The sequence below is a fragment of the Neisseria sp. HMSC03D10 genome (genome assembly GCF_001807625.1).
GTDB lineage: Bacteria > Pseudomonadota > Gammaproteobacteria > Burkholderiales > Neisseriaceae > Neisseria > Neisseria mucosa.
Genome location: NZ_KV789573.1, coordinates 13,356 through 24,916, shown reverse-complemented (window position 1 = coordinate 24,916; position 11,561 = coordinate 13,356). Strand labels below are relative to the sequence as shown.

The 11,561-nt window shown below is 52.3% G+C and carries 10 protein-coding genes; 6 read left to right on the top strand and 4 right to left on the bottom strand.

The features are described 5' to 3' along the window. Window positions 1–256: 256 nt before the first annotated feature. Window positions 257–1,798 carry an L-lactate MFS transporter gene (locus tag HMPREF3066_RS08285; protein WP_070442018.1) on the bottom strand — a complete coding sequence of 514 codons (1,542 nt, stop codon included), beginning with the start codon at window positions 1,796–1,798 and terminating at the stop codon, window positions 257–259. A 183-nt stretch (window positions 1,799–1,981) separates the two neighbouring features. On the opposite strand from HMPREF3066_RS08285, the gene HMPREF3066_RS08280 reads away from it, so the two are divergent. The 4 genes from HMPREF3066_RS08280 (at window position 1,982) to trxB (ending at window position 5,496) form a co-directional block, all read left to right on the top strand. Then, the gene (locus HMPREF3066_RS08280) at window positions 1,982–2,248 is read left to right on the top strand and encodes a hypothetical protein (RefSeq protein WP_070442015.1); all 267 of its coding nucleotides are present in this window, start codon (window positions 1,982–1,984) and stop codon (window positions 2,246–2,248) included. A gap of 138 nt (window positions 2,249–2,386) precedes the next feature. After that, on the top strand, window positions 2,387–3,112 hold the full coding sequence (locus HMPREF3066_RS08275) for a hypothetical protein (RefSeq protein WP_070442011.1): 726 nt from the start codon (window positions 2,387–2,389) through the stop codon (window positions 3,110–3,112). Between the two features lie 153 nt (window positions 3,113–3,265). After that, window positions 3,266–4,267 (top strand): porphobilinogen synthase, encoded by a 1,002-nt coding sequence (gene hemB, locus HMPREF3066_RS08270; RefSeq protein ID WP_049227429.1) that lies wholly within the window; start codon window positions 3,266–3,268, stop codon window positions 4,265–4,267. 278 nt (window positions 4,268–4,545) lie between these two features. Then, entirely contained in the window at window positions 4,546–5,496 is a 951-nt protein-coding gene (gene trxB / locus HMPREF3066_RS08265) for a thioredoxin-disulfide reductase (protein WP_070442005.1), read from the top strand. Window positions 5,497–5,808: 312 nt separating this feature from the next. On the opposite strand, the gene HMPREF3066_RS08260 is transcribed toward trxB, so the two are convergent. The 3 genes from HMPREF3066_RS08260 to hpnD all read right to left on the bottom strand — a co-directional run bounded on the left by HMPREF3066_RS08260 (window position 5,809) and on the right by hpnD (window position 8,987). After that, window positions 5,809–6,528: an SDR family oxidoreductase gene (locus HMPREF3066_RS08260; protein WP_070442000.1), complete on the bottom strand. Its 720-nt coding sequence runs from the start codon at window positions 6,526–6,528 to the stop codon at window positions 5,809–5,811. Window positions 6,529–6,828: 300 nt separating this feature from the next. Further along, on the bottom strand, window positions 6,829–8,142 hold the full coding sequence (gene hpnE / locus HMPREF3066_RS08255; protein ID WP_070441996.1) for a hydroxysqualene dehydroxylase HpnE: 1,314 nt from the start codon (window positions 8,140–8,142) through the stop codon (window positions 6,829–6,831). After that, on the bottom strand, window positions 8,139–8,987 hold the full coding sequence (hpnD, locus tag HMPREF3066_RS08250) for a presqualene diphosphate synthase HpnD (RefSeq protein WP_070441992.1): 849 nt from the start codon (window positions 8,985–8,987) through the stop codon (window positions 8,139–8,141). Before hpnD ends, hpnE begins: the two co-directional genes overlap by 4 nt. 196 nt (window positions 8,988–9,183) lie before the next feature. Between hpnD and hscA the strand changes: the two genes are divergently transcribed. Together hscA and HMPREF3066_RS08240 are read left to right on the top strand one after the other, a co-directional pair. Then, window positions 9,184–11,046: a Fe-S protein assembly chaperone HscA gene (gene hscA, locus HMPREF3066_RS08245; RefSeq protein ID WP_070441988.1), complete on the top strand. Its 1,863-nt coding sequence runs from the start codon at window positions 9,184–9,186 to the stop codon at window positions 11,044–11,046. Window positions 11,047–11,124: 78 nt separating this feature from the next. Beyond that, window positions 11,125–11,487 carry a TIGR02328 family protein gene (locus HMPREF3066_RS08240; protein ID WP_009311362.1) on the top strand — a complete coding sequence of 121 codons (363 nt, stop codon included), beginning with the start codon at window positions 11,125–11,127 and terminating at the stop codon, window positions 11,485–11,487. Window positions 11,488–11,561: the final 74 nt, after the last annotated feature.

Below are 11,561 nucleotides of genomic sequence, written 5' to 3'. Positions count from 1 at the left end.
CCGTACTGGTTTAAAGTTAATCCACTATACAAAATAAGAATGACCCTTTCGTTTTTCCCTCAAGGCAAGAGAACTCTGATTTTTAGAAATATTTAAAAATCACCCTAATTTCGAATTTCCAAACCCCTCCCCACAAAAATGACTGGATGGAGAGTCTCATATAAACCCGCTATATCGACACAGCCTCCAATCATAACCAATATCAAAAAGGTCGTCTGAAAAATTTTCAGACGGCCTTTTCCTCATCAATCCGCTTTTAACGGAACAAATCCAATGCCTTGACGAATACCATCACCACGCCGTAAGCCAGCGGGACGCCGACTAAAGCCCAACGCCACCAAACCGAAAAACCGCCTGCCGCAACTTTTTCCTGCAGCAAGTAGGCATCGGAAACAGCAGTTTCGTCATCGGGGTTGCCGCTGTATGCTGCTGTTTTGATGTCGGTTTCATGGTGTTTCTCATGAACCGATCTGACGGCAAGGTTGCACAGTAAACCGACAATCAACAATCCCGCCATGATATACATGGTAATGCCATATGCCTGCGCGGCGGGAACACCGCTGTCGATTTGGCTTTGGCGGATGTAATTCACCAAGACCGGACCGATCACGGCAGCGGTTGACCAAGCCAGCAAAATACGCCCATGAATCGCACCGACCTGATAAGTGCCGAACAAGTCTTTCAAATAAGCCGGAATCGCGGCAAAACCGCCGCCATACATGGAAATGATGACGCAAAATCCAATAATAAACAAAGCCTTGTTCCCGCTCTCGCCAATGGACGGAACGGCAAAATACAGCAACGAGCCGAGTACGAAAAAGATGGTGTAGGTATTTTTACGTCCGATTCTGTCGGAAACGCTGGACCATAAAAACCGCCCACCCATATTGAACAGGCTCAAAAGGCTGACGAAACCTGCCGCCGCCCCCGCACCGATTGCCGCTTGTTTGCCGACCGACGCCTCTGAAAACAGCTCCTGAATCATGACCGAAGCCTGCCCCAAAACGCCGATACCGGCAGTCACGTTCAGGCACAACACCCAAAACAACAGCCAAAATTGCGGCGTTTTCATCGCTTGGGAAACATTGACATGATTGCTGCTGACCAGCTTGTTTTTCACTTTCGGAGCGACATAGCCTTCAGGTTTCCAACCCTCCGCCGGCACGCGGATGGTGAATCCACCGAACATCATCAATACAAGGTAAAACAGCCCCAAAACGACAAAAGTCGGTGCGACGCCGACCGACACGTCGTCTGAAAACGCATTCATCAACGATACGGACAACGGCGAAGCAAGCATCGCACCGCCGCCGAACCCCATAATCGCCAAACCCGTCGCCATGCCCGGTTTGTCGGGAAACCACTTCATCAAAGTGGACACAGGGCCGATATAGCCCAATCCCAAGCCGATGCCACCGATCACGCCGTTTCCCAAATAGAGGAGAAACAGGTTATGCGTGCTGACGCCGAGTGCCGACACAAAAAAGCCCAAGCTGAAACAGCACGCCGCGACAAACATCGCCTTGCGCGGGCCGACACGCTCCATCCAAGTGCCGAACAAAGCAGCAGACGCGCCCAACATAGCCAGCGCGATACTGAAAATCCAGCCCACAGTCGTCAGCTTCCAATCTCCGGCTGCCGATTCGGTAATGCCGATAAGCTTGGTCAGCGGCGCGTTAAACACGGAATACGCATAAATCTGCCCGATGGCAAGATGCACCGCCAAAGCGGCAGGCGGCACCAGCCAACGGTTGAAACCCGGCTTGGCAATCGTTGCCTCACGGTCTAAAAATTTCATAAAAGCCTCTTGATGTCTAATGAAAAACAGCGTTCTCCGCGAGGAAAACGCTTTAAATTGTTGACAATATTGTACCACGCTTCCGCATGGGCTTTACTCCGCTTAACATGAGTTTTTTGAGTAAGAAAGAGAAAAATCATTCATAATATGCACTTACTCCCACCTAATCATGCACGCTCCAACATGACTTTTATCGCCCTTACCAATATTTTCCTGATTGTCTTATTTGTTTTCACTATGCTGTTCGTTCGGTGGCGCAACCGTAAACTCAAGCAGGCATACCTCGCACGGCTTCTGAAACAGCCCGAAACTTTCGAATGGCTCTCACGCAATCTGAGTGATAACAATGCCGAGGATATTCAGGCAATCCGAACGCATTTCGGTTTGCCATTACAGGAATCCAAACAGCTTATTAATATTTTTCGCAGTCAAAATCCCGGCAAAATGTAACGCCCATTTTCAGACGACCTCGACCTTCCCATTAAGCAACCATTCAAGCCCAAATCCCTCCGCTTGAAAAATATTTTGCTATTGTCTGCATTTTTATGTTAAATAACGTAATCTGTCACTAAACAATAATATTTTATTATGGCAAACATGAAACTCAAAACACATACTTCTTACATCCTGCTCGCTTCCGCATTGCTTTCCGGCTGCCATACTTATCAGGTAGACCAAAGCCGTCGCAGCAAAATCGCGCAATTTGCCATCAACCACCCTGTTGCGGCGCAAGTGATCGGCGTTGAAGACAAAAACTCGACTAACCTAACCAGCAACGCCGCACGCTTTGCCACCCGGACCGGTTTAGACGACCTCGCCAACGGCGAAGGACGCGGGACACAGGTCAATGCCGTCCGTCAGGCCTTATGGCAGGCCGCTATTTCCTCTCAATTCGACAGCGAAATTGCCAACAGGGCCGGCAATGCCTACCTGTCCGACATGGAAATTCGAGAGGGTAAAACCGATTATTACAGCCGTTTCCTTGCCGACCAAGCCGTCGATCAGCGCAACAACCGTATCGGACGCAGTATCGGTAGCGGCAAGCCCGGTGCGGACATGAAAGCACTCCTGCAAAGCGTTTTGTTCTACTACCACAAGGTAGGACTGTGGACTGCCTCCGAAGTTAAAGCCTCCGGCCGCAAAGTATGGAGAATCAGCCAAGAAAAATTAAGTGAAGCAGAATACCGCCGCGCTTTGAAAAACATCGCTCCGCTGAACACCAACGGAATGTTGCCGAACGAACAAAACCTCAAAACAGATACGTTCAAAGAAATTAAAAAAACAGTCAAAGTGATTACCAAAGTCGAAGACTGATTCGTATCAACATTCTATCTACTGCTTCAGTAATCTCCCAAAACGGCGTAAACTGTCGCAAACCCATTTTCAGACGACCCCTGCTTGCAAAGAGGTCGTCTGAAAACATTTCTCCTGCCGATTTAGCTGTTTTCAGAAGGACAAAGGACGATTATGAACTTCCCACCGCGTTACGTTTCCGCCACCCGTATGCGCCGCATGCGCAAAGACGACTTCTCCCGCCGCCTGATGCGCGAGCATACCCTGACCGCAGACGATTTGATTTACCCCGTTTTCGTACTTGAAGGCAGCAACCAAGAAGAAGCCGTCCCCTCCATGCCCGGCGTAAAACGGCAAAGCCTGGACAAATTATTGTTCACCGCCGAAGAAGCCCTCAAGCTCGGTATCCCCATGCTGGCACTCTTCCCCGTCGTTACCCGAAATAAAACCGACTTGGCGGAAGAAGCCTACAACCCCGAAGGACTCGTGCCGACCGTCGTACGCACCCTGCGCGAAAAATTCCCCGAACTCGGCATCATGACCGACGTCGCACTCGACCCCTACACCATCCACGGGCAAGACGGACTGACCGATGCAAACGGCTACGTCCTCAACGACGAAACCATCGAAGTTTTGGTGAAACAAGCCTTGTGCCACGCCGACGCAGGCGCGCAGGTCGTCGCCCCGTCCGACATGATGGACGGCCGCATCCTCGCCATCCGCGAAGCCCTCGAAGACGCAGGACACATCCACACCCGCATCATGGCGTATTCCGCCAAATACGCTTCCGCATTTTACGGCCCGTTCCGCGATGCGGTCGGCAGTTCCGGTAATTTGGGTAAAGCCGACAAGAAAACCTACCAAATGGACCCCGCCAATACCGACGAAGCCCTGCATGAAGTCGCCCTCGACATTCAGGAAGGCGCGGATATGGTGATGGTCAAACCCGGTCTGCCTTATCTTGACGTTGTCCGCCGCGTCAAAGACGAGTTCGGCGTACCGACCTACGCCTACCAGGTTTCCGGCGAATACGCCATGCTTCAAGCCGCGATTCAAAACGGCTGGTTGGACGGTGAAAAAGTCATACTCGAAAGCCTGCTCGCCTTCAAACGCGCCGGTGCCGACGGCATCTTGACCTATTACGCCGTCGAAGCAGCCAAATTACTGGAAAAATAAAACACAAATGACAGCATTGGTTTTCCTGTAAATTATCCCAATGCCGGATATTGTGAAGCCGACAAAAGGCTGATTAAAAGGCAAAAGGTCGTCTGAAAATGTTCAGACGACCTTTCTTGAATACACTTTCCCGATAACTAATTTACTATTCACGATCGACCCTTGTTAATTTCAATACTGCCAACATATCCACCAGCATGCCAAAGGACGCAGCTTAGATTTTCAAGTAAAATCTATCTCGTCTGAAACACACTCAATCTCAAAGTAAGGAAAACATCATGAGCAACCATCACAAACTCATCATCCTCGGTTCAGGCCCCGCCGGCTACACCGCCGCCGTCTATGCCGCCCGCGCAAACCTCAAGCCCGTCATCATTACCGGCGTCGAACAGGGCGGACAACTGATGACCACCACCGAAGTCGACAACTGGCCCGCCGATGCCGAAGGCGTACAAGGCCCTGAACTGATGGCGCGCTTCCTTGCCCATGCCGAACGCTTCGGCACCGAAATGATTTTCGACCAAATCCACACCGTCGATTTGCAAAACCGCCCCTTCACCCTAAAAGGCGACATGGGCGAATACACCTGCGACGCCCTGATCGTCGCCACCGGCGCATCCGCCAAATATCTGGGGCTGCCCAGTGAAGAAACCTTTGCCGGCAAAGGCGTATCCGCTTGCGCGACCTGCGACGGTTTCTTCTATAAACAGCAAGACGTAGCCGTCGTCGGAGGCGGCAATACTGCCGTAGAGGAAGCCCTTTACCTTGCCAACATCGCTAACACCGTTACCCTGATCCACCGCCGCGACAGCTTCCGCGCCGAAAAAATCATGGTGGACAAACTCATGCAGCGCGTTGAAGAAGGCAAAATCATCCTCAAGCTCAACAGCAATCTGGATGAAGTCTTGGGCGACGAAAGCGGCGTTACCGGCGCTCGTTTGAAACACAATGACGGCACTACCGAAGACATCGCCGTCAAAGGCGTTTTCATCGCCATCGGCCATAAACCCAACACCGACATTTTCAAAGGCCAGCTCGATATGGACGAAACCGGCTACCTGAAAACCAAAGGTGGTACGGGCGACAACGTCGGCGCGACCAATATCGAAGGCGTATGGGCGGCAGGCGACGTCAAAGACCACACCTACCGCCAAGCTATCACCAGCGCGGCCTCAGGTTGCCAAGCCGCACTTGATGCCGAACGCTGGCTCGACCGCCAAGGGTTGTAAAACAACTCTGTATTGTACGGAGTAAAGACACAGTTCGATTAGACTCATTCCAAACGGACAGGCTGCGAACCCAATGTCCATATGGCATTCTAAAAAGTAAAGCATAAGAAAAGGTCGTCTGAAACATTTTTAGCGAAACCCGCTATGTTTGTTTTCAGACGACCTCGTTGTTTAAATCAGGGGATTTCAAACAAAGCAATCACATTACACCCCTTTAATTCTGGCGACTGTTATTCCTGCCCGGTTAAAAAAACCCTAAAAAAGTCGTCTGAAACCTTTTCAGACGACCTTTCAAATTACGGTAGAAGCAAATCAAAGATAAACGATTTCGCCGCTACGCCCCCTGCTCTCTTCACTTGCCCACAAAACAAACTGGGGCAATACGTCTTCGTAATTTTTACGTTCGCTCTTCGATTCGCCGGGATGGGATTTGATGCGCTGCGGAGAATTAATCGGACCGGGGACCAAAACATTGGCACGCAGGTTTTCAAAGCGTTCCCATTCGTCGGCGGCAACTTTACACAAATAATTCAATGCGGCTTTGGATGCACCGAAACCGCCCCAGTAAGCTTTCGGGGTTTCGCCGTGGCTTTCGCCGACGAAGATGACGGACGCGTCGGGCGACTGCTTCAGCAGCGGAAGCAGCGCGCGGGTCAGACCCATCGGTGCAACGGTGTTGATACGGTATTGGTTGACCCATTCGGCGACGGTTTGAAAATCCAAAGGCGAGAGCGCGTAAAAATAGCTGGCGCAATGGACGATACCGTCGAGTTTCCCCTGAATCGCTTCGCCGATGGTTGCGGCAAACTGCTCGAATTCTTTTTCTTCCGCGCCGATTAAATCGAAACAAATGGCAAACGGCTCGGGACAGCCTGCTTCGACAATCGCATCATAAACTTTTTCCAGCTTTTTTTGATGGCGCGCAACCAGAATAACGGTCGCCCCCGCTTCAGCATAGGCTTTGGCCACTTGTTCGCCCAAGCCTTGCGATGCTCCGGTTACCAGAATCGTTTTATTTTGCAATGTCGGCATAATTCTTCCTTGATTGTGAAATTTAAGGGATTTAAGATATTTTAACGGTTTGCCGTGTCTTGTAAAGGCAATCGGAATAGATCGAGACCTTTGCAATAATGAGTTATTAAAATTTTATGCTCAATACCATTTTTAAAATGAAGAACCTCCCTGATTTCTTCTACTTTTTTCTCAATATCAGAAAGGTTTTAGCCAATTGAAAATTTTTTAGCACATTTTTATGCGTCAAATTTTGTTAACAGACTATTTTTGCAAAAATCTCAGGTCGTCTGAAACTCGGATTTGAGTTTCAGACGACCTTTATATTAACCCGAAATCTGCCAAACACATTTCCGCCGCCGTCAAACCCGACTGTACCGCTGCTTCCAACGTAGCCGGATAGCGCGGGTGCAGGTAGTCGCCTGCCGGATAGATGCGCCGCTGGTGCAACCAAGCAAAATCGGGAGTGGCGGAATCAGGCGTGCAGGCTGTGGTCGCGCGTTTTTCGGTGATGACGCGTGCAGCCTCGGGTTCGTCCAAATAAGGGCAGATGCGTTTTACATCGGCATGGACTTTCTCTGCCCATTCTTGGCTTTTGAACGCGCCGACATGGTCGGAAACGCTGATGACGGCGGCGACTTCGTTTGCCGGCAAACCAAGTGCGCCGCGATACACCAGCCATTGCGCCGTACCGTCGGCAAATCCGGTCAGCGGCGCGGGCAGATGGACGGGAACGGCATAGCGAAGATAGACGGTAGTAATTGAGTGATAACGGAGATTTTGATAGGTCGTCTGAATATAGTCCGGGGTATCTTCAGGGAAAAGATGGACGGCATGATACGGCGCAACCGCAACAATAACGGCATCAAAAACCTCATCATTCACAACGATGCGTCCGTCAGGAAGGTTTTTCAGACGACCTACGCGGGTTTCAAGACGGATGTCCGCACCGCATTGCTTGAGTTTTGCCACCGCAGGTTCGGCGATGATTGCGCCTAAATCGCGCTTGGGCAAAAGGTAGTCGCTGCCGGATTTATCCGCCCATACACCGTCGGACAAAACATTGCACAACACCCGCAAACTTGCGTGTTCCAACGGCGTATTGAGCGCGCCCCACACCAGCGGCTGCCAAAACTCTGCAACCAGCCTGCGCGGGACATTGCGCTGCCGCAGCCATTGGGCAACGGCCAAATCAGCGCGCTTGCCGCGTGCGTAACGCTGCAACGCAGCCATATCGGATAATAGCTTGATTTTCAGAGAAAACGAAACGTTTTTAGCACGCAATATGCCGGTCAAAATATGCAGCGGCGAAGGAAAGTTGGTACTTTGAAACTGCAAACCCTCATACATATGCCATTGCAGCGGCAAACGGCAAAAAGCGGCTTCAGGGTCGGCACCGATGTGCTCCATCAGCGTCAATACGCCGTGATAAGCGCCGAGCAAGATATGCTGCCCATTGTCCAAAAAGCTGAATCCGTCAGCGTTTCCAGCCAAAGTACGCGCCCGTCCGCCCGCCTGCCGACCGGCTTCAAACACAGTAACATCGACACGGCGCGCCAACGACACTGCGGCAGACAAACCTGCCCAGCCTGCACCGACGACGGCAATTTTCGGGCGAAGATGCGGAGTGTTCATGGCTTAAATCCGAATAACCAGGTTTTCAGGGCAATACGTTTTTTACGCGGCGAAGGAATGGCAATTTTATAAGTCAAGACGTTTTGCGCGCCATCACGATCGATTTCGTTCAGCAGCGCGTAATAAATCGCCGCCATCACCAAACCGACTTTTTGGGATTTTTTATCGGCAGCAGGCAACAGCGACATTGCCTCACGATAAGTCTCGCGGGCGCGTGAAACTTGAAAACGCATCAGTTCGGCAAAATTAGCCGTCGGCTTACATTGCATAATCACGCTTGCAGGCACGTCAAACCGCTGCATTTCCTCCATCGGCAGGTAAATCCGACCGTTTCTCGCATCCTCGCCGACATCGCGGATAATGTTCGTCAGTTGCAGCGCAAGGCCCATCTTATCGGCGTATTCCAGCGTTCGGTCGTCTGAAAAACCCAAAATCCGCGCAATCAGGCAGCCGACTACGCCTGCGACGCGGTGGCAATACAGTTTTAACTCTTCAAAACTGCCGTAACGCGCCTGAACCAAATCCATCTGCATCCCGTCAATTAAGGCTTCCAATTCATATTTCGGCAGCTTGAAAGTTTCCTTAACCTGCCGCAAAGCCTGATTGACCGGATGCTCCGGCATCACGCCGCCGAATACCTTGTCCAAATCGCCGCGCCACCAGTTCAACGTTGCCTGCGCCACATTCGGATCGGAACAGTCATCGACCACATCGTCCAATTCGCGGCAAAAAGCATACAAAACCGTTATCGCATCCCGCTTTTCCTGCGGCAGGAAACGGAAGCCTGATAAAAAACTGGAGCGGCTTTCTTCTGCCTTCTGACGGCAATAATCAAGTCCTTGCACGGCGTGTCCTAAAAATTATCATAATAGTAAAATCGGATTTTATCGGATTTGGGGCAGTAGGGAAATTTCAGACGACCTTTATAAATAAACGGAATTTGATTATCGCAATTCCTTACCAAACCACTCAACTATCCACCCGAAATCTGTTAAAATACCGACCTATCCTAATAAATACAGCATCAAAAGGCACACAATCATGGCTCTTTTGCAGATTTCCGAACCCGGCATGTCCGCCGCTCCGCATCAACACCGCCTCGCCGTCGGCATCGACTTGGGTACGACCAACAGCCTGGTTGCCACCGTCCGCAGCGGCAGCCCGGTTTGTCTGACCGATATGGACGGGCGTACCACCCTGCCCTCTGTCGTCCGCTACGGCGAAGGCGATGCCGTCGAAGTCGGCAAAGCCGCCCTTGCCGCCCAAAAAACCGACCCGCTGAACACCATCAGCTCCGCCAAACGCCTCATCGGCCGCACGCTTGCCGACCTCGCTCAGGACGCGCAATACCTGCCCTACCGGTTCACGCCCAACGAGCGCGTGGTCGAGCTGAACACCCGCCAAGGTGCCAAAACGCCTATCGAAGTGTCGTCTGAAATCCTCAAAGCCCTCAAATCGCGTGCCGAAGAAACCTTAGGCGGCGATTTGGTTGGCGCCGTCATTACCGTTCCCGCCTATTTCGACGATGCCCAACGCCAAGCCACCAAAGACGCCGCGCGTTTGGCGGGCTTGAACGTATTGCGCCTCCTTAACGAGCCGACCGCCGCTGCGATTGCCTACGGGCTGGACAACGCCTCGGAAGGCACGTTTGTCGTTTACGACTTGGGCGGCGGTACATTCGACGTATCCGTATTGCAACTGACCAAAGGGCTGTTTGAAGTCAAAGCCACCGGCGGCAACAGCGCATTGGGCGGCGACGATTTCGACCACCGCCTGTTCTGCCACCTGCTCGAACAAAACGACCTTTCCAAACTCAATGAGCGCGACAGCCAGCTTCTGCTTTCCCTTGTCCGCGCCGCCAAAGAACAACTGACCGGCCAAACCGAAGCCGTCGTCGAAGCCACGCTTTCAGACGGCTGCAAAATCCATACCGTCATTACCCGCCAAGAATTTCACCACCTGACGCAAAATCTGGTGCAAAAAACCATCGAACCCGTCAAACAGGCTTTGAAAGACGCGGGCGTGACCAAAGCCGACATTAAAGGCGTGATTATGGTCGGCGGTTCCACCCGTATGCTGCATGTCCAACAAGCGGTCGCCACCTTCTTCGGACAAACCCCGCTGAACAACCTCAACCCCGACGAAGTCGTCGCGCTCGGCGCCGCCATACAGGCGAACGTCCTTGCCGGCAACAAAACCGACGGCGAATGGCTGCTGCTGGACGTTACCCCCCTGTCGCTCGGTTTGGAAACCTACGGCGGACTCGCCGAAAAAATCATCCCGCGTAATTCCACCATCCCCACCGCGCGCGCGCAGGATTTCACCACCTTCAAAGACGGCCAGACCGCCATGACGATACACGTCGTACAAGGCGAGCGCGAACTCGTTTCCGACTGCCGCAGCCTTGCCAAATTCACCCTGCGCGGCATTCCGCCCATGACCGCAGGCGCAGCGCGTATCCGCGTTACCTTCCAAGTTGACGCCGACGGCCTGCTGTCCGTTTCCGCCCAAGAACAAAGCACCGGCGTACAGGCGCAAATCGAAGTCAAACCTTCCTACGGCTTGGACGACGACACCATCACCCAAATGCTCAAAGACAGCATGAGCAACGCCGCCGAAGACATGGCGGCACGCGCCCGCGCCGAAGCTGTGGTCGAAGCCGAAAGCCTGACCGGCGCCGTCAACGCCGCCCTTGAGTTGGATAGCGATTTGCTGGATGCCGAAGAATTGCAACAGATTCAGCAAGACATCGCCGATTTGCAAGGTCGTCTGAAAGACGGCAACGCCGAAGACATCCGCGCCGCCGTCGCCAAACTCAGCCGCAGCACCGACAACTTTGCCGCCAAACGCATGAACCGCAACATCCAACGTGCGCTGACAGGGCAAAGTGTGGACGATATTTGACGGCAAACAGTTTCAGACGACCTTGTAAAACACAAGGTCGTCTGAAAATCTAATATCCCAACCGATCCGATTTCTTCTATGCGACTCTGGCACCAAACCCTCATCCCGCTGCTCCCCCGCGCCCAGCTTTTGGGACAACACCGCGAGTGTGCCGCCCTGCGCGGAGCAGGCTGGGGCAGGCCGCACGCGACGGTGAATTACGTCTTCACCCATTCGCCTGACAAACTCTATCTGTATCACGCGCTGATTATGGAAGAAATGGAAAAACGCGGCTACAAACCCGATCCGTTGTGGAAAGACCCGCTGTACCGCGGCAAAGCGGTTGCCCCTTATCCCGCACACGATATCGAAGCCGCCGATTCGCCGATTTACCCCGAACACGATGATGCTTATCTGGACGAATGTCTGGAAAATTTAAAAAACAAAGGCATCGTGTTATAAACGGTTTCAGACGACCCTTTCATCACAAAAGGCCGTCTGAAATATAGTGGATTAACTTTAAACCGGTACGGCGT